We start from the raw sequence: 18,632 nt of genomic DNA, 5'->3' as shown, positions 1-18,632 counted from the left end.
CTATGAAAAATTCTCAGTTAGTAGCAATCATTAGTCGCTTAGAGGCTATGCAAAAAGAAGATAACGGTGAAATCCAAACAAGACACTTTGAACATGAAGGTGTTGAAAAAGGAATCGTTGAATATGATCCAGCTATGAAAGCATATACGTTGGAAGATTTAAGTAACCATACTAAATTTCCATTTGATGATATCGATTTAATTGCCATGGAAGTTTACGACTTATTATTTGGTTAATAATCAACTGAAAGATAGATTTAAAGACATTTTCGTGTTCTCGAAAACTGATCTTAAAAAACGGAGGCACTAAAATGCGGTCAACTTTAAAATATGTTCAGGATAAATTGAGCTCAAGATGGGGATTCTTCCTCTTGATGCTCGTTTTATTTTGGGCCAAAACTGTCGTTGCGTATGAAACAAAATTTACGCTGGGTGCGACGGGTAGCATGCAACAATTTTTACTTTATTTAAATCCAATTCCAACGGCACTTTTGTTGTTTGGAATTGCGCTTTACTTTAAAGGTAAGAAATCATATTGGATTATGCTCATTATTGATTTTATTCAAACATCATGGCTTTTTGCGAATATGATTTATTACCGAGAATTTTCAGATTTCCTTTCATTGGGAATCATAAAAAATTCAAGTTCAGTAGCTAATAACTTAGATAAAGGAATCGCGGGAATTCTACGTCCAACTGATTTTTTTGTTTATATTGATATTATTATTTTAATTTTGATTCTTGTCTTTAAACTTGTCAAAATTGATTATAATCCTATCAAAAAACGTTATGCATTTATTGTTACAATTGTGGCTGTTCTTTTAGCTGCTGGTAATTTGGGCCTAGCTGAAAAGGATCGGTCTCAATTATTGACAAGAACATTTGATAATAATTATATTGTTAAATATTTAGGATTGAATTTTTATGCGGGATATAACGTTTACCAAACGCAAAAAGAAAGTGCGACACGTAAGAATGCAACATCAGAAGATATGACTAAAGTTCTAAAATATCTGGATAAGAATCGTGCTAGTTCTAATATTCAGTATTATGGAAAAGCAAAAGGTAAAAATGTTTTTGTGGTTCATTTAGAAAGTTTCCAACAATTCATGATTGATTATAAATGGGATGGTCAAGAGGTAACACCTAATATTAATAAGTATTATCATGATAAGAATACGTTATCATTTGATAATTTCTTTAATCAAGTCGGACAAGGTAAAACGTCTGATGCTGAAATGATGTTAGAATCGTCACTTTATGGCTTATCATCTGGGTCAGCAATGACAACTTATGGAACACAAAATACCTTCCAATCAGCGCCAGCTATCCTTGATCAAAAAGGATATACAACAGCTGCGTTCCATGGGGATGTTGGTAGTTTCTGGAATCGTAATAATACCTATAAATCATTTGGGTACCAGTACTTCTTTAGTGAACCTTATTACAACGTCAAATCTAACTATAAAGTGGGTTATGGCCTGAAAGATAAGATTTTCTTGAAGCAATCTGTTAAGTATATTGAACAATTACCACAACCTTTTTATGCGAAGCTCATTACCTTAACGAATCATTATCCATATGATTTGGATAGTGAGAATGTGTCGATCAAAAAAACGGATACAGATGATAGTACCGTTGATGGGTACGTTCAAACGTCTAAATATTTGGATCAATCATTCGGAGAATTCGTTAATTATTTGAAGAAGAGTGGGCTGTATAAAAATAGTATGATTGTGATGTATGGTGATCATTACGGTATTTCTAATAATCACAAGAAAGCCATTGCGCAATTATTAGGTAAAGATGAAGTCACAAGTTATGATTTAACGATGTTCCAAAAGGTACCATTTATGATTCATATGAATGGCCTTAAGGGTGGCGTTAAGCATACTTATGGTGGTGAAATTGATGTTTTACCAACCTTACTTGATTTATTAGGCGTTAAGAATACGGATACGGTTCAATTTGGTAATGATTTATTATCGAAGAATCGCAATCAAACAGTTGCTTTTAGAAATGGTGATTTTATTTCGCCAACCTTTACTAAGGTCGGCAATACCACATATGATACGAAGACGGGTAAAGAAATAGAGAAGTTAACGGCTGCACAACAAAAAGTTTACAATAGTGAGTTAAAACATGTGACAACTTCATTATCGTTATCAGATGAAGTTATTACCGGTGATTTATTAAGATTCTATACACCAAGTAATTTTACTAAGGTGGATAAATCTGATTATAACTACAAAGAGAGTGCAGCACTTAAGACGTTGAAAAAAGCACAAAAGAAAGAAAAAACTAGTTTGATTGAACAAAACGGTGGCGTGTCTACCGAGTCTCTATTTAAAACAGACGCACCAGAATTGAAGTAGTAATGAAAGTCATAACGTCATGTTATGGCTTTTTTTGGTTCTTCGTCAACTGTTGTTGGTGGATAATATTATGAAGGTTCTAATCACTTAGTGATTAGGCCTTTTTTTGTATGAATCTTAAGGGTATAAAATATTCTGATGCGAAATCTATAAAAGTTTCTAAAACCAAAACTAACGCGTTTAATGACCTTTATTTTATTATTTGTGCCTTCTAAAGGACCGTTAGAATAATGATGATTAAAGGTATTTTTAATTTCAAAATGGTGAAGAAACAACGTTTCAATACTTTTAGTCATTTCTTCGGAACAACCTTCGGTGTTTTTAATTGCTGAATCATAGGACTTCCAATCTTTTAGGTGAAGGGCTGATCTAATTTGGTTCATGAGTTCATATGCCTTTTTCAATTCTGGATTTAAACTTAGTAAATGGTCAATGATATCAATTTCTGTTGTTAAGTATGGAAAGTAGGTCCATTTTTTAAAATTCTTGTAATCCAGATTTTCAGCCGGTTTTAATAGGAGCTTCCAGTAACGTTTTAGGGCCTTATAGTCTTGTGATGATGTTGGCAGTTCTTTCATAAGTTTGATTCTAGTTTTGGTGAATCCACGATTCACTGAATTGATAATATGAAATTTATCGATAATAACAATCGCATTAGGAAAGATTTCTTTGGCTAGTTTAGGATAGGTATAATTCATATCAGTCACAATAATCTTCACGTTTTTTCTAGCTGTAGCTGAATAACGATAAAAATAGCGTTGTATTTGGTAGAGTCGTCGACAAGATAAAAAATCGATTAATTCATGATTACTAGCATCCATAAATTCAAAACTCATGGCATCTGTAGCAGATTTAGTACTCTTGACTTCGTCAAGGAGTAGAACATTGGGTAAAAATTTATAATTAGGTTTAAAATCCCGTTCAGAGGCCATGAGAATACGACCTACAAAGGAATCAGAAGTCGAAATTTCATCAGCAATGTGAGTTAAAGAAACGGGTTCTGTCAATTTAGTTAAACAGAGTTTTCTAGAAGTATTGGAAATCGTACAGTTCTTAGGGACTGCACTAGTTTGAGCTAAAAAGTATGATTGACACTCGTTACATTTAAAATATCTGCGTTTGAGAGACAAAATAATATTTTTTCCTAATACCTTAGGATAACGAATGGTTGTTTGACGCCAACCATACTTAATTATCTGACCTTCGTGCTTAATACCGCAGTTGGGACAAGCCTTCGGCTGGTAATCGAGAATACCGTTAAACCTGGTGACACCATCATTAGATGTCTCATAATCAATAATCATTAGATTATTGTCTTCTATTCCAAGCCAAAATTTAGTATGATTAGACATGCGGAGATTCCTTCTTTCTTATTAATTCATCTGTGGTGGTTGAACGATAATGGATTTGGATAAACCGTACCCAAAAGTCTTATGGCTTTTGGGTCTTTTTTTGTCATTATACAAAAAAACTGTTATTAGTAATAGAATTAATTTCTATTACCAACAACAGATATTGTAGACCCCTTTTTTTGTAACCTTTACACAATCTTTACAATTCACCCACATGACCTTTACATTGAAATTATAAACTTAATATATAAGTTAAATGTCGAGAATTTCTGGAGGAAGTTGTTATGAAAAAAGGACCTTTATTATTGATTGGTGGACTTTTATCAGTCATGTTATTAACACTAACTGGGTGTGAGACACAATCAAGCTCAGGCAAGTCAATAACAGTCGTTGGTTCGACGGCGTTACAGCCATTAGTTGAGGCGGCCGGCGAACAGTATGGTACTGAGAACGTTGGTGCTTTTATCAATGTTCAAGGTGGTGGCTCAGGAACAGGGTTGAGTCAAGTGCAAGAAAAAGCCGTTAGTATTGGTAACTCAGATGTTTTTGCTGAAGAAAAATCAGGTATCAAGGCGAGCAAACTCGTTGATCACCAAGTTGCCGTTGTTGGGATTACGCCAATTGTAAATAAAGGTGTTGGTGTTAAAAATGTTTCTAAGACACAGCTTATCAAAATTTTTACGGGTAAGTTAACAAATTGGAAACAATTAGGTGGTAAAGATTTACCAATTGTACTTTTAAATCGAGCATCCGGTTCAGGAACACGATTAACATTTGAAAAATGGGGCTTAGATGGTAAACAAAGTAAAGATGCACAAGAGCAAGACTCAACAGGGATGGTTCGACAAATTGTCGGAACAACGCCGGGTGCAATTAGTTACATGGCCTTCTCATATGTTGATAAAACGGTTGAATCGTTATCCGTTGATAATGTCAAACCAACGGATAAGAATGTTACCACAAATAAATGGAAAATTTGGTCATATGAACATATGTACACGAATGGGGAACCCACAGGGCTAACAAAACAATTTTTAAATTACGTAATGTCAGACAAGATTCAGAAAAAAGTTGTTAGTAAATTAGGCTACATCTCAGTAACACAGATGAAAGTTAGTCGTTCTGTTGATGGTAAAATAACAATAATTAAGAAGGGGATGTAGTTATGGATCCGATTCGTGAAAGTTTACTTAAAAAGTCAAAGGCTTCTAAGCTTGAGACGCGTGGCAAAATTATTACGTATTTCTGTATTGGTTTAATTGTTGCTATTGTTCTTGCTATATTTTATTTTGTTGCTTCAAAAGGATTAGCTACTTTCTTTACTGATAAAGTTTCAATTAAAGATTTCTTATTAGGAAAAAACTGGAATCCGGGGACTGTTAGTAAATCAGGTAAACCTGAAGTTGGGGCTTTACCCATGATTTCTGGGTCATTCTTTGTAACTTTCCTATCTGCGTTGGTTGCGACACCATTTGCCATTGGAACAGCCATTTTCATGGTTGAAATATCACCTAATACAGGGAGCCGAATATTACAACCAGTAACTGAATTATTAGTTGGGATTCCTTCAGTTGTTTATGGATTCATTGGTCTTTCAGTTGTTGTACCATTCGTTCGACATCTTTTTGGTGGAACGGGATTTGGTATTTTATCAGGGACATTTGTCTTATTCGTTATGATTTTACCAACAGTGACGTCAATGACTGTTGATACATTAAAATCAGTGCCTCGTTATTATCGTGAAGCATCATTAGCCTTAGGGGCAACTCGCTGGCAAACTATTTATAAAGTTATTTTAAGAGCTGCAACACCAGGTATTATGACGGCCGTTGTTTTCGGTATGGCACGTGCCTTTGGTGAAGCTTTAGCCGTTCAAATGGTTATTGGTAATGCCTCATTGATGCCAACAAGTTTGATTACACCATCTTCAACTTTAACAAGTATTTTGACAATGGGAATTGGGAATACGGTCATGGGTTCGTTAGAAAATAATGCACTTTGGTCACTTGCTTTAATTCTATTATTAATGTCATTATTCTTTAACATGGTTGTTAGATTAATTGGTAAGAGAGGGGCGCTTAAATAATGAATCCGAAAAAAGCAGATAAAATTGCAACAGGTATTTTGTACGGTATCGCAGGCTTTGTCGTTCTCATTTTAGCTGCCTTACTTGGCTACATATTGGTTCGAGGCGTACCACATATCAGTTGGCATTTCTTAACTTCTCCCGCAAAATCATTCTCACGTGGTGGTGGGGTTGGTATTCAATTATTTAATTCATTTTACTTATTACTTTTAACCTTATTAATTTCTTTTCCAATTTCATTGGGAGCGGGTATTTGGTTATCAGAGTATGCTAAAAATAACTGGATTACGACGGTTATTAGAACGTCAGTTGAAATTTTGAGTTCATTACCTTCAGTTGTTGTTGGACTTTTTGGCTTTTTAATTTTCGTTGTTCAATTTAACTTTGGGTTCTCCATTTTATCAGGAGCGTTGGCGTTAACCTTCTTCAATTTACCTTTATTAACCAGATCGATTGAAGAGTCGTTACGTGCCATTCCATATTCACAACGTGAAGCCGGATTTTCGTTAGGATTATCACGTTGGGAAACAGTCACAAGAGTCGTTGTTCCGGATGCAGTACCTGGTATTTTGACAGGGGTTATTTTAAGTGCTGGTCGTATCTTTGGTGAAGCGGCTGCTTTAATTTATACTGCCGGACAAAGTGCACCTGCTCTAGATTTTACCAACTGGAATCCAGCTAATATTTCTAGCCCATTGAATCCCATGCGTCCAGCTGAAACATTGGCTGTTCATATTTGGAAGATTAATTCAGAAGGGATTATGCCTGATGCGTCAGCAGTTTCAGCTGGTGCGTCAGCAGTTTTAATCATCGCAGTGCTATTGTTTAACTTCTTAGCCCGATTCGGTGGCAAGGCACTTTATCGTAAAATTACATCAAGTAAATAAATCATTTAGGAGGTCAAGCATATGGTGGAAAATAAAAATGAAAAATCTAGAATTATGACCTTCAATGAAGACCAACATGAAATTGCTTTGAAAACAAAAGATTTACATGTTCATTATGGTTCTAATGAGGCTATCAGAGATGTTAGTTTACAATTTGAACGGTTTAAAATTACAGCTTTAATTGGTGCATCAGGTTCTGGTAAATCAACTTACCTTAGATCATTGAATCGGATGAATGATGGTATTGCCGATGTAACAGGTCAAATTATTTATCGTGATTTGGATATTAATAAAAATGATGTTGATATTTATGAAATGAGAAAACATATTGGGATGGTATTTCAACGCCCTAATCCATTTTCAAAATCAATTTATGAAAATATCACATTTGCTTTGAAACGGCATGGAATGAAAGACAAACAGTTACTGGCTGAACGTGTTGAAAAATCATTAAAACAGGCTGCGCTTTGGGACCAAGTTAAAGATGATTTAAATATGAGTGCGTTATCATTATCTGGTGGGCAACAACAACGATTATGTATTGCTAGAGCCATTGCAATGGAGCCTGATATTCTATTATTAGATGAGCCAGCAAGTGCTTTAGATCCTATTTCAAGTCGGATTGTTGAAGAATCATTATTGGAATTGAAAAAGAAATATACGATTGTGATTGTGACACATAATATGCAACAGGCATCACGTATTTCAGATTACACGGCCTTTTTCCATTCAGGTAATGCGGTTGAATTTGATAAAACGACAACTATTTTCACACGACCAACAATTAAATTAACGGATGACTATGTTTCAGGAAACTTCGGTTAAGGGGGAGCGCAAATGAGTAAAATAATTGAAACAAATGATGTTCATTTGTATTATGGTAAAAAAGAAGCCCTCAAAGGAATCAATCTTGATTTCAATGAAAAAGGGATTACCGCCCTAATTGGACCATCTGGTTGTGGTAAATCGACTTATTTAAGAACCTTAAATCGAATGAATGATCTTATTCCAGGTGTAACGATTACGGGTACGGTTAAATTAAAAAGCGAAGATATTTATGGGCCAAAAATGGATACCGTTAGTTTACGTAAAAATGTTGGGATGGTTTTTCAGCAGCCTAATCCATTTCCATTTTCAATTTACGAAAATGTGGTTTATGGGTTACGATTGGCTGGTGTTAAAGATAAAGCGACACTTGACGAAGCAGTTGAAAAAAGTTTGAAACAGGCGGCTGTCTGGGATGATGTTAAGGATGATTTGGGCAAAAATGCGCTTGCGTTATCTGGTGGACAGCAACAACGTGTCTGTATTGCTCGTGTCTTAGCGGTTGAACCTGAAGTCATTTTGTTGGATGAACCAACAAGCGCTTTAGATCCTGGATCAAGTAGTAAAATTGAAAATATGTTGCTTGAACTGCGTGAAAAATATACTATTATAATAGTGACTCATAATTTACAGCAGGCTTCTCGAATTTCAGATCGGACAGCTTTCTTCTTAGAAGGTAATCTGATTGAAGTTGCCCCAACAAAAGAGTTATTTACACGACCTAAAAATCAAAAAACGGATGACTATATTAGTGGTCGATTCGGTTAAGAAAGGAAGACAAAATTATGCGATTACTTTTTGATGAAGAACAAGAAAAATTACACATTAGATTTAGCGAAATGGGCATGATGGTCAGTGAAGCCATTCATAAATCTGTCCGAGCCTTCATTAATCACGATAAAGAGTTGGCTCATGAGGTTATTGTTGGTGATTATAAAATTAATGAACGCGAAATGAAGTTGGAAAAGCAAACATTAGAAATGATTGCTTTGTACCAACCCGTTACGAGTGATTTAAGAGATATCGTTACTGTTTTGAAGGCAATTTCTGACCTAGAACGAATGGGCGATCATGCAGTCAGTATTGCAAGAGCAACGATTCGTGTTAAAGGAAATCCTAGAGTGCCAGAGATTGAAGAAGAAATTGGGATTATGGGTGATCATGCTCGTAAGATGGTCGAAGAAGTGTTAACAGCATATATTAAGAAAGATGCTGAAAAAGCACGTAAAGTTGCCAAATTAGATCTCGATATTGATCAATATTTCAGTACGATTTATGATCAATGTATTCATGAAATGAAGACGAATCCTGAAACGGTTGTCGGGAGTGCCGATTATTTAATGGTTGCCACTTACCTTGAGCGAATTGGTGATTATGTGACAAACGTTTGTGAATGGATTGTTTACTTGAAGAATGGTCGAATTACTGAATTGAATCCCGGTAAATCTGAGTTAGAAAAAGAAAATGAATAAGGTAATGATCGGCTAATAACTAACAATTTAACGATTGTTAGTTATTTTTGGTTTAAACGTTAAAATTTAGGTAAAAAACGCGTGTTAAAATTGTAAAATGAGTCTGATAAGAAGTACAATGATGTTAGATTATTCTGAATGGAGGAACTACAAAATGAAAACAAATAAAAAATTTACAAAATCAAACAACAGAATTATATCCGGCGTTGCAGCTGGACTTGCCGAATACTTGAATTGGAATCCAACTCTTGTTAGATTTTTATTCTTAATGTTAATTTTTGCGACAAAAGGTGCCTTTATACTTGTATACATCTTATTAGCCATTAGCATTCCAGGGAAAAAGCGTTCATTTACTAGTTCTTTTGAACAGTTTACGTCTAACACTGGTCAACGTACTGGCTCGTCAACTAAAAATAAAAGTGATCGTAAAATTATAAAAGATGTTGAAGTAACAGATAATAAAAAATAACGATGAGGTGATATTTTATGGGATTTTGGCAACGTATTTTAATTAATGCCATACTGTTTTTGGCAATATCTGGTTTTTTTCCGGATACATTATTTGTTAAAAGTATTTGGGTCGCGTTAATTGCTAGTTTTGTACTGGCCGTTTTAAATATGCTGGTTAAACCATTTTTAGTGATTTTATCACTGCCAGTAACCGTTTTTAGTTTAGGCTTTTTCTATCTAATTATTAACGCATTTATGTTACAAATGACGTCATTTTTTGTGGGTAATGAATTTAGATTTTCAAGTTTTTGGTCGTCCTTCATCATATCAATTGTGATGAGTATTGCTAACACAGTCGTAACAAATTACTTTATCAGAAATAGACAATAGGGGGCAGCAAGATGGGAAATGAAGTTTCAGTTAGAAATTTAGTAGATGCAATGGGATTAACGGTTTTAATTGGGAAAGAGTACTTGGATGATAAAAAAATAACAACAAGTGATATTTCGCGTCCTGGTCTTGAATTAACGGGGTATTTTAACTTTTATCCTAAAGAACGCATTCAACTATTTGGTATGACAGAACATGCATATGCGAATGGGTTAACGCATGAAAATCGGCAAACGGTGATGAGTCAACTCGCAACAGAACAAACACCTTGTTTTGTGGTTTCAAATGATTTAGATGTGCCGCTTGAATTATTGTCTATCGTTAAAGAAAGACATATTCCAATTTTAATTTCAAAATTGACGACATCACGTCTATCATCCAATATGGTTAATTATTTGGAAGCCAAACTTGCTGAACGTCAATCAATACATGGCGTTTTAGTAGATATTTATGGACTTGGTGTCATGATTACAGGTGATTCAGGTGTTGGTAAATCTGAAACAGCGCTTGAACTAATCAGACGTGGACATCGGTTGATTGCGGATGATCGTGTGGATGTTTTTCAACAAGATGAAGAGACACTTGTTGGGGAAGCGCCTGTTATTTTAAAACATTTACTTGAAATTAGAGGCATTGGTATCATTGATATCATGAACTTGTTTGGTGCAGGTGCAGTCCGTGATGATACAGATATTTCACTTATTATTCACCTAGAAAATTGGACACCAGATAAACAGTTTGACCGATTAGGTAACGATGATGAATTTGTTAAAATTTTTGACGTTAATGTACCTAAAATTTCAGTCCCTGTTAAGACGGGACGTAATTTAGCCATCATTATTGAAGTAGCTGCAATGAACTTCCGTGCGAAAACAATGGGTTATGATGCAACTAAAGTATTTGAAGATAATTTAAATGGATTAATCCAAACAAATTCAAAAAAAGATTAGAGATTGGATGAGAGCAAATTGAATTTTTTATTAGGCGCATTGAACCCCATCGCACTTAAGTTAGGTTCCATTGAGGTTCGCTGGTATGGCGTGATAATTGCAAGTGCAGTGATTCTTGCGGTTATATTAGCCGTATTTGAAGGTAAACGGATAGGTATTGACGAAGACACCATTTATGACATGATTTTATGGGCATTACCAATCTCAATTATTTCCGCACGTATTTACTATGTTATATTCGAATGGCCCTATTACTCTCAAAATCTCAGTGAAATTTATCGTATTTGGGATGGTGGTATCGCTATTTATGGTGGTTTAATCGGTGCAATGATTACAGTTATTATTTTTTGCCGTCGTCGGAATTTATCAGCTTGGTTAATGTTTGACTTAGCTGCACCAGTAGTTTTACTTGCACAATCAATTGGGCGTTGGGGTAATTTTATGAACCAAGAAGCCCATGGTGGAAAAGTCACGTTACAGGCGTTGCAAAATTTACATTTACCGGGATTTATTATTAATCAAATGTCTATTAATGGAACGTACTATAAACCGACTTTTTTGTATGAATCAGTGTGGAGCTTTGTTGGATTTTTGATATTGATTGCTTTGAGACATCGTGTTCATCTCTTTAAACGTGGTGAAATTATGTTTGCTTATCTGACTTGGTATTCATTTGGCCGTTTCTTCATTGAGGGGATGCGGACGGATAGTTTGATGTTATTTTCAACTATTCGTGTTTCTCAGGTTCTGTCACTAGTAATTTTTATTGGATCGATTAGCTGGTTATTATTGAGACGATACTGGGAACCACAGAATCAATGGTATTTAGATGGACAATAAGAATAATTTTTTCTCATAGTTAATGCTATTAGAGCCAAAATTTGGTATGCTTAGAGTGAATAAATTTTGAAGGAGATTATATAATGACAAAAAAAATAGCAGTATTAGGTGCAGGTTCTTGGGGTAGTATTCTTGCAGACATCTTAACTGAAAATGGTCACGATATCAGACTATGGTCAAATGTTCCAGCACAAGTAGCGGAAATAAATGAGTTCCATACAAATACACATTACTTGGAAGATTACACTTATTCTAAAGATCTACATGCATATGAAGATTTACAAGAAGCTTTGGATCAAGTTGATGCTATTTTATTTGTTGTTCCAACAAAAGCAAGCCGTATTGTTGCTAAACAAGTAGCAGCAATCTTAAAAGAAACAGGTAATAAACCTATTATTATTCATGCAAGTAAAGGATTAGAACAAGTCACACATAAACGTATTTCAGAAGTTATCGAAGAAGAAATTCCTGCTGATATCCGTGGCAGTATTGTTGTCTTTTCTGGACCAAGTCATGCTGAAGAAGTTGCTAATCGCGATTTAACAACAATTGTATCAGCAAGTGCTGATGCAGCAGCAGCAAGTTTTGTTCAAGATATCTTTATGAACAAATTCTTAAGAATCTACACAAATAATGATGTTATTGGTGTAGAAATGGGTGCAGCTATGAAGAACATTATCGCTGTTGGTGCTGGTATGTTACATGGTATGGGCTATGGTGATAATGCTAAAGCCGCTTTAATTACACGTGGTTTAGCTGAAATTTCTCGTTTAGGAACATCATTTGGTGCTAACCAATTAACTTTTATGGGCCTTTCAGGTGTTGGTGATTTAATTGTTACTGCAACAAGTGTTCATTCACGTAACTGGCGTGCCGGTGATCAATTAGGTAGAGGAAAATCATTAGATGACGTGGTTGCCGATATGGGAATGGTCATTGAAGGTGTTGGGACAGCTAAAGCTGCTTATGAATTAGCACAACAACAAGGAATTGATATGCCAATTACCAATGCTATTTATGACGTTTTATATAATAATAAAGAAATTAACTCTGTGATTGATGCTTTAATTAATCGCGAAGGAAAATCTGAATTAGCAGAATAAAAGGGGATTACAATATGCAAAAAGTAAAAAAAGCCATCATTCCGGCTGCTGGATTAGGCACTCGTTTTTTACCAGCAACTAAAGCTATGGCAAAAGAAATGCTTCCAATTGTTGATAAACCAACGATTCAATTTATTGTTGAAGAGGCGCGTCAATCAGGTATAGAAGATATTTTGATTGTCACAGGTAAAGGTAAGAGACCGATTGAAGATCATTTTGATTCGGTGCCAGAACTTGAAGCTAATTTGACTGCAAAGCATAAGGATGAATTATTAAAATTAGTTGAAGAAACAACTGATATTAATTTATATTTCATTCGTCAATCACATCCACGAGGTCTTGGTGATGCCGTTTTAATGGCTAAAGACTTTGTTGGTGACGAACCTTTTGTTGTGATGTTAGGCGACGATTTAATGGAGGATAAAGTGCCATTAACGCGTCAACTAATGAATCGTTTTGATGAAACACATGCATCGACTTTAGCTGTGATGAAGGTCCCACACGAAGAAGTATCGAAGTATGGGGTGATTAATCCGGAAACAGAAGTTAAACCTGGATTATTCAACGTTAAAAATTTTGTTGAAAAGCCTGAACCTGAAGATGCACCTAGTGATTTGGCAATTATTGGACGTTATTTATTAACACCTGAGATTTTTGGTATTCTTGAACATCAAAAACCGGGTGCTGGTAATGAAGTTCAATTAACCGACGCTATTGATGCATTGAATAAAGTACAACGTGTTTTTGCTCACGAATTTAAAGGGACTCGTTATGATGTCGGCTATAAATTTGGTTATTTAAAAACAAGCATTGAGTATGGGTTGAAGCATAAAGAAGTTAAAGATGAATTAAAAGAATATTTGAAGACTTTAGGTGCAAAATTAATTGCAGAAGATGCGGCTAAGAGTAAGTAATAGCCGTTAAAGTCAAATGGGTCACAAGTTAGTTAAACTTGGGACCTGTTTTTATTTAAATGGTCAAGCAATAAAATGGACAAAAAAAGTGCCATGAGGTATTGTTATGTTACTTACTAAAAGGAAGAAGGTTGGACTAATGACAAAAAAATATGATGTTGTCGTGATTGGTGCTGGTCCCGGTGGAATGACTGCTGCGCTCTATGCATCACGTGCAAATCTGTCAGTTTTGATGATTGATCGTGGGATTTATGGTGGTCAAATGAATAATACGGCCGAAGTTGAAAATTATCCTGGTTTTAAATCAATTTTGGGACCTGATTTGGCAAAAGAAATGTATGAAAGTTCAACACAATTCGGTGCAGAATATGCTTATGGAAGTGTGAACGATATTACAACTGAAGGTGATACGAAATTCATCACAACAGATAGTGACGTTTTTGAAACAAAAGCCTTAGTTATTGCGACGGGTTCAGAATATAAAAAATTAGGTGCTGAAGGCGAAGAAGCCTTTGGTGGCCGAGGTGTGTCATATTGTGCCGTGTGTGATGGGGCATTCTTTAAAAATCGTGAAGTGGTTGTCATCGGTGGCGGTGATTCAGCGATTGAAGAAGGATCTTATTTAACACAATTGGCATCAAAAGTGACGGTTATTCATCGTCGTGATAAATTACGTGCTCAAAAAATCTTACAAGATCGTGCCTTTGCAAACGATAAAATGGATTTTGTTTGGGATAGTAATGTGACGGATATTGTTGGTGATGATCGTAAAGTAACTGGTGTAAAAGTCACAAATAATAAAACTGGTGAAACGTCAGAAGTTCCTGCGAGTGGTGTCTTTATCTATGTTGGTGTTAAACCAATGACGACGGCATTCACAAAGCTTGGTATTACGGATGATTACGGCTGGATTCCAACAGACGAACATATGCGTACAAACGTACCTGGCATTTTCGCTATTGGTGATGTTCGTAAAAAAGAATTACGTCAAATTACAACTGCTGTTGGTGATGGTGGTATCGCTGGACAACAAGTATTTAGTTATCTAGAATCATTAAAAGATGCAGAATTAAGCTAATCTATTAAATAAGCCTTTTGTGGGGCTTATTTTTTTTAGTTGACTTTATGTGCATATGCACATTATAATAGTCTAAGCTACTGATATGCAATTAAGGCATAAATGTAAATCTAAGTGAGAAGAGAGTTAGAATGACAAACAAAAAAAGAAATACAATTGGTGCTGTTTTATTAATTGCGACTTTTGCCGCCTTATTAAATCAGACATTAATGATTACCGCATTACCAAAATTAATTTCAGTCTTAAATGTTAACCTTGCAACCGCACAATGGTTAACGACAGGCTACGTGCTAATGGTTGGAATTTCAACGCCATTATCAGCAACTTTATACGAAAAATATTCAACAAGACAAATTTTCGTTGGTATTATGGTCGTTTTTCTGATTGGTAGTATTGTTGCCTCAAGTGGTGCTAATTTTTGGGCAATTCTAATTGGCCGATTAATTCAAGCAGCAGCTGGTGGCGTATTAACGACCTTCACTATGGTCAGTATGATTGCCATTAATCCAATCGAACGTCGTGGTACGGTGATGGGACTTGCTATGTTGGTGATTTCAGCTGCACCCGCAATTGGTCCAACTTTATCAGGTATTATGATTACCTTTTTACCATGGAGAGCCTTATTTATTTTCATTATTCCAATTATGTTGGTGATTTTAATTGTTGGGTTATTCATTTTACCTAACTATTCAGAAAAACAAGATGTTAAAATTGATTTTAATTCATTCTTTTCATCATTAATTGGATTGACTGCTATTTTAATTGGTATTTCAATTCTTGGAAATCAATTGTTAATTGCACTTGCTCTAATTATTATTGGTATTTTAGTTTTGATCTATTTTGGTCGTCGTCAATTAACGTTAAAAGAACCCTTTTTAAATATTCGTATTTTTAAAGTGCGTTCATTCTCAACTATGATTTCGTTAATTATGCTCGTTTTTGGTATTTTAATGGCAACAGAATTAGTCATGCCAATGTTCTTAGAAAATAATCAACATTTATCAGGGATGACTGCTGGATTAATTATGTTACCCGGAGCTGCAATTAATGCAATTATTTCACCTATTGTTGGTAATCTTTATGATCAATATGGTTACAAAAAAATATTTACATTTGGCTTTTTAATGTTATTTATTTCAGTATTGCCAATGCTATTTTTAACAGTAACATTCCCAGTTTGGTTATCGGTTGTTACGTATGCTATTCGATTAACGGGGGTTGGTGCGATTATGGCACCTGCTACAACAGAAGCTTTGAAAGATTTAAATCCAATGGAAATCAATCATGCAACGACGTTGACGAATACCTTACGTCAAGTGAGTGGGTCATTGTTCAATACAATCATTATTGTTATTGCTAGTATTCCAGCATCATTTGTTGTTGGATACCGTTTTTCAATGATCTTTATCATGATTGTTTCAATTGTGATTGGATTAGTTGGTCTAGTGTACTTCAGAAAAACAAGTAAGGCTTAAAAATGAATCGAAAAAAACAAATCTACTAAGATTTGTTTTTTTATTTACTTAGTATTATTGAATCAGTATACTTTAGAAAAAGTAAAGATTAAGGAGTTTTGGGATGCAAAATATAAATGAAGATTCTTTTTATGACACGCATGAAGTTGAAAAATTGACAACGATTTACAACAGAATGATTCGATTAAGAATAAATGATGCAGTAAAAGAATATAAGCTTTCTGAAAGTAATTTTTTTTATGTGTTATTGGTTTGTGAGTCACCCGGCGTTAGTCAGGATAAGCTAATCCAAAATATTTATCGGGATCACAGTATTGTGACACGTGCTATCTCAAAACTAATCGAAAATGGTTGGATAGAAAAGAAAAGGTCATCAATAGACAGACGGCAGACAGAGCTCTATCCAACGCTGAAAGCAATAGATAATTATCAAGCCATTTTTGATCGAATCACAGCTGTTAACGAGGAAAGTGTGTCGGCACTTAGTGAAGAAGAAACGAATCAGTTTAAGCATATTTTGGAAAAAGTGACTCAATCGGGAATTGAACGTGAGCGTCTTGCAGGTAAAAAGATATCGGAATTATCTTGATATCTTTTTTTAATCCTGAATAGTAAGCGTATTTATTGTATAATGAGATTATTATATGAATGGGAGTGATATTTTTGACGTGGGAAGATAGTTATTTAACATGGTTAAACGAAGAAACATTAGATGCAACATTGAAAAATCAAATTGTTTCACTTAAAAATAATCAAGAAGATTTAAAAGATGCTTTTTATCAACCAATGGAATTTGGTACTGCTGGAATGCGTGGTTTGATGGGACCTGGGATTAACAGAATGAACATCTACACAATTCGCCAAGCGACTGAAGGCCTAGCCCGGTTTATGGATACTTTGGACGATGCAACTAAATTACGTGGCGTCGCCATTAGTTATGATTCTCGTTACCAATCACAAGAATTTGCTATGGAATCAGCTAAAGTCTTGGGTGCTCATAGTATTCCAAGTTTTGTTTTTGAAAGCTTACGTCCAACACCAGAATTATCATTCGCAGTTCGTCATTTGGCTACTTATGCTGGAATCATGATTACAGCTAGTCACAATCCTAAACAATACAATGGTTATAAGATTTACGGTGAAGATGGTGGTCAAATGCCACCTAAAGAATCAGATATGATTACTGGTTTTGTCCGTGAAGCTGATGATTTATTTGCTATTCAAGTAGGCGATGAAACAGCATTAAAAGCTGATAAAACAATTCAAATTATCGGTGAAGCAGTTGATGCTGCTTACCTTGCTGAAGTTAAAAAAGTCACAATTAATCAAAAATTAGTTGATGAAGTTGGGGCTTCAATGAAACTTGTCTTCACGCCACTTCATGGTACAGGTAAAATGTTGGGCGAACGTGCTTTAAAACAAGCAGGATTTGAACAATTTAAAATTGTGCCTGAACAAGCGGAAGGTGATCCTGAATTTCCAACAATCAAGTTGCCTAATCCAGAAGATGCACCAGCATTTGATTTAGCTATCAAATGGGGTCGTCGTGAACATGCTGATTTATTAATCGCTGTTGATCCAGATGCTGATCGTATGGGAGTTGCCGTTCGACAAGCTGATGGGGAATACAAATTATTGACAGGTAACCAAATTGCTGCATTAATGTTCAATTACATTTTGACAGCAACTGAAGCAGCTGGAACATTGCCTGCTAATGCTGTTGGGGTTAAATCAATTGTGTCTAGTGAACTTGCAACTAAAATTGCTGAAGCACATCATACGAAAATGATTAATGTTTTAACGGGATTTAAATTTATTGCAGAACAAATTAAAAGTTATGAAGAAACGAATGCACATACTTTCATGTTTGGGTTTGAAGAAAGTTACGGTTACTTAATTCGTCCGTTCGTTCGTGATAAAGATGCTATCCAAGCCTTAGTGATGTTGTCTGAAGTTGCGGCATATTACAAACAATTTGATAAAACTTTATCTGATGGATTAGATGATTTGTTCAAAGAATATGGGTATTATGCTGAAAATACGAAAGCTTTAACATTTGAAGGTATTGAAGGTGTTCAAAAAATTAAAGACTTAATGACTATTTTCCGTGATGATGCGCCTAAAAATTTTGCTGGCTACAAAGTGACTAAGTTAGAAGATTTCACAACAGGTATGGCGCAATTAGCTGATGGCACATCTGAAGAAATCGGATTACCCACAGCGAATGCTTTAAAATATATCTTAGATGATGGTTCTTGGATCGCAATTCGTCCTTCAGGGACAGAACCTAAAATTAAATTTTACGTGGGAACACAAGCTGACACTAATGAGAAGGCTCAAGCTAAGTGTCTTGCCTTTGAAGAAGCTATTATGGCTATTGTTAACGCCTAATTTGAAAATAGTGTGATAGAAGCACTTAAAAATAAAAGTTGATTA

Annotated in this window: 19 protein-coding genes; 18 read left to right on the top strand and 1 reads right to left on the bottom strand. The window is 35.1% G+C overall.

Annotated features, from left to right (window positions below):
• Window positions 1-2: 2 nt before the first annotated feature.
• Complete coding sequence (locus ACVPPR_RS06530; RefSeq protein ID WP_462298612.1) at window positions 3-236, top strand: YkuJ family protein; 234 nt, start codon at window positions 3-5, stop codon at window positions 234-236.
• Between the two features lie 74 nt (window positions 237-310).
• A complete protein-coding gene (locus ACVPPR_RS06525) occupies window positions 311-2,374 on the top strand; it encodes an LTA synthase family protein (RefSeq protein WP_462303931.1) in 2,064 nt (687 codons plus the stop codon).
• Between the two features lie 83 nt (window positions 2,375-2,457).
• Here ACVPPR_RS06525 and ACVPPR_RS06520 read toward each other — a convergent pair whose 3' ends face one another.
• Window positions 2,458-3,726 (bottom strand): ISL3 family transposase, encoded by a 1,269-nt coding sequence (locus tag ACVPPR_RS06520; RefSeq protein ID WP_462296923.1) that lies wholly within the window; start codon window positions 3,724-3,726, stop codon window positions 2,458-2,460.
• A gap of 284 nt (window positions 3,727-4,010) precedes the next feature.
• On the opposite strand from ACVPPR_RS06520, the gene ACVPPR_RS06515 reads away from it, so the two are divergent.
• From ACVPPR_RS06515 to ACVPPR_RS06440, 16 genes are all read left to right on the top strand, one after another.
• Window positions 4,011-4,889, top strand: a complete 879-nt coding sequence (locus tag ACVPPR_RS06515) for a phosphate ABC transporter substrate-binding protein PstS family protein (protein ID WP_462303930.1) — start codon at window positions 4,011-4,013, stop codon at window positions 4,887-4,889.
• A 2-nt stretch (window positions 4,890-4,891) separates the two neighbouring features.
• Window positions 4,892-5,812: a phosphate ABC transporter permease subunit PstC gene (gene pstC, locus ACVPPR_RS06510; protein WP_462298609.1), complete on the top strand. Its 921-nt coding sequence runs from the start codon at window positions 4,892-4,894 to the stop codon at window positions 5,810-5,812.
• Entirely contained in the window at window positions 5,812-6,699 is an 888-nt protein-coding gene (gene pstA, locus ACVPPR_RS06505) for a phosphate ABC transporter permease PstA (RefSeq protein ID WP_462298608.1), read from the top strand. Before pstC ends, pstA begins: the two co-directional genes overlap by 1 nt.
• A gap of 21 nt (window positions 6,700-6,720) precedes the next feature.
• On the top strand, window positions 6,721-7,524 hold the full coding sequence (pstB, locus tag ACVPPR_RS06500; protein WP_462298607.1) for a phosphate ABC transporter ATP-binding protein PstB: 804 nt from the start codon (window positions 6,721-6,723) through the stop codon (window positions 7,522-7,524).
• Between the two features lie 12 nt (window positions 7,525-7,536).
• Window positions 7,537-8,292: a phosphate ABC transporter ATP-binding protein PstB gene (gene pstB / locus ACVPPR_RS06495; RefSeq protein ID WP_462298606.1), complete on the top strand. Its 756-nt coding sequence runs from the start codon at window positions 7,537-7,539 to the stop codon at window positions 8,290-8,292.
• A 17-nt stretch (window positions 8,293-8,309) separates the two neighbouring features.
• Window positions 8,310-8,996, top strand: coding sequence for a phosphate signaling complex protein PhoU (phoU, locus tag ACVPPR_RS06490; RefSeq protein ID WP_462298605.1), 687 nt, complete (start codon window positions 8,310-8,312; stop codon window positions 8,994-8,996).
• A 154-nt stretch (window positions 8,997-9,150) separates the two neighbouring features.
• A complete protein-coding gene (locus ACVPPR_RS06485; protein WP_462298604.1) occupies window positions 9,151-9,465 on the top strand; it encodes a PspC domain-containing protein in 315 nt (104 codons plus the stop codon).
• 17 nt (window positions 9,466-9,482) lie between these two features.
• Window positions 9,483-9,836 (top strand): phage holin family protein, encoded by a 354-nt coding sequence (locus ACVPPR_RS06480; protein ID WP_462298603.1) that lies wholly within the window; start codon window positions 9,483-9,485, stop codon window positions 9,834-9,836.
• An 11-nt stretch (window positions 9,837-9,847) separates the two neighbouring features.
• The gene (gene hprK / locus ACVPPR_RS06475; protein WP_462298602.1) at window positions 9,848-10,786 is read left to right on the top strand and encodes an HPr(Ser) kinase/phosphatase; all 939 of its coding nucleotides are present in this window, start codon (window positions 9,848-9,850) and stop codon (window positions 10,784-10,786) included.
• A gap of 18 nt (window positions 10,787-10,804) precedes the next feature.
• Window positions 10,805-11,626: a prolipoprotein diacylglyceryl transferase gene (gene lgt, locus ACVPPR_RS06470; protein WP_462303929.1), complete on the top strand. Its 822-nt coding sequence runs from the start codon at window positions 10,805-10,807 to the stop codon at window positions 11,624-11,626.
• A gap of 83 nt (window positions 11,627-11,709) precedes the next feature.
• On the top strand, window positions 11,710-12,729 hold the full coding sequence (locus ACVPPR_RS06465) for an NAD(P)H-dependent glycerol-3-phosphate dehydrogenase (RefSeq protein ID WP_462298601.1): 1,020 nt from the start codon (window positions 11,710-11,712) through the stop codon (window positions 12,727-12,729).
• A gap of 14 nt (window positions 12,730-12,743) precedes the next feature.
• A complete protein-coding gene (gene galU / locus ACVPPR_RS06460; protein WP_462298600.1) occupies window positions 12,744-13,643 on the top strand; it encodes a UTP--glucose-1-phosphate uridylyltransferase GalU in 900 nt (299 codons plus the stop codon).
• A 139-nt stretch (window positions 13,644-13,782) separates the two neighbouring features.
• Window positions 13,783-14,721, top strand: coding sequence for a thioredoxin-disulfide reductase (gene trxB / locus ACVPPR_RS06455; RefSeq protein WP_462303928.1), 939 nt, complete (start codon window positions 13,783-13,785; stop codon window positions 14,719-14,721).
• Window positions 14,722-14,852: 131 nt separating this feature from the next.
• Window positions 14,853-16,196 carry a DHA2 family efflux MFS transporter permease subunit gene (locus tag ACVPPR_RS06450; protein WP_462298598.1) on the top strand — a complete coding sequence of 448 codons (1,344 nt, stop codon included), beginning with the start codon at window positions 14,853-14,855 and terminating at the stop codon, window positions 16,194-16,196.
• 103 nt (window positions 16,197-16,299) lie between these two features.
• Window positions 16,300-16,785, top strand: coding sequence for a MarR family winged helix-turn-helix transcriptional regulator (locus ACVPPR_RS06445; protein ID WP_462303927.1), 486 nt, complete (start codon window positions 16,300-16,302; stop codon window positions 16,783-16,785).
• A 74-nt stretch (window positions 16,786-16,859) separates the two neighbouring features.
• Window positions 16,860-18,587 (top strand): phospho-sugar mutase, encoded by a 1,728-nt coding sequence (locus tag ACVPPR_RS06440; protein WP_462304812.1) that lies wholly within the window; start codon window positions 16,860-16,862, stop codon window positions 18,585-18,587.
• Window positions 18,588-18,632: the final 45 nt, after the last annotated feature.

The sequence above is a fragment of the Dellaglioa sp. L3N genome, assembly GCF_054941095.1.
Note: the sequence above shows the minus strand (reverse complement) of the source record. Positions and strands in the feature narration are given on the sequence as shown.

Coding starts and splice junctions, on each gene's coding strand:
- ACVPPR_RS06530 (WP_462298612.1), top strand. CDS start 3: ATGAAAAATTCTCAGTTAGTAGCAATCATTAGTCGCTTAGAGGCTATG.
- ACVPPR_RS06525 (WP_462303931.1), top strand. CDS start 311: ATGCGGTCAACTTTAAAATATGTTCAGGATAAATTGAGCTCAAGATGG.
- ACVPPR_RS06520 (WP_462296923.1), bottom strand. CDS start 3,726: ATGTCTAATCATACTAAATTTTGGCTTGGAATAGAAGACAATAATCTA.
- ACVPPR_RS06515 (WP_462303930.1), top strand. CDS start 4,011: ATGAAAAAAGGACCTTTATTATTGATTGGTGGACTTTTATCAGTCATG.
- pstC (WP_462298609.1), top strand. CDS start 4,892: ATGGATCCGATTCGTGAAAGTTTACTTAAAAAGTCAAAGGCTTCTAAG.
- pstA (WP_462298608.1), top strand. CDS start 5,812: ATGAATCCGAAAAAAGCAGATAAAATTGCAACAGGTATTTTGTACGGT.
- pstB (WP_462298607.1), top strand. CDS start 6,721: ATGGTGGAAAATAAAAATGAAAAATCTAGAATTATGACCTTCAATGAA.
- pstB (WP_462298606.1), top strand. CDS start 7,537: ATGAGTAAAATAATTGAAACAAATGATGTTCATTTGTATTATGGTAAA.
- phoU (WP_462298605.1), top strand. CDS start 8,310: ATGCGATTACTTTTTGATGAAGAACAAGAAAAATTACACATTAGATTT.
- ACVPPR_RS06485 (WP_462298604.1), top strand. CDS start 9,151: ATGAAAACAAATAAAAAATTTACAAAATCAAACAACAGAATTATATCC.
- ACVPPR_RS06480 (WP_462298603.1), top strand. CDS start 9,483: ATGGGATTTTGGCAACGTATTTTAATTAATGCCATACTGTTTTTGGCA.
- hprK (WP_462298602.1), top strand. CDS start 9,848: ATGGGAAATGAAGTTTCAGTTAGAAATTTAGTAGATGCAATGGGATTA.
- ACVPPR_RS06465 (WP_462298601.1), top strand. CDS start 11,710: ATGACAAAAAAAATAGCAGTATTAGGTGCAGGTTCTTGGGGTAGTATT.
- galU (WP_462298600.1), top strand. CDS start 12,744: ATGCAAAAAGTAAAAAAAGCCATCATTCCGGCTGCTGGATTAGGCACT.
- trxB (WP_462303928.1), top strand. CDS start 13,783: ATGACAAAAAAATATGATGTTGTCGTGATTGGTGCTGGTCCCGGTGGA.
- ACVPPR_RS06450 (WP_462298598.1), top strand. CDS start 14,853: ATGACAAACAAAAAAAGAAATACAATTGGTGCTGTTTTATTAATTGCG.
- ACVPPR_RS06445 (WP_462303927.1), top strand. CDS start 16,300: ATGCAAAATATAAATGAAGATTCTTTTTATGACACGCATGAAGTTGAA.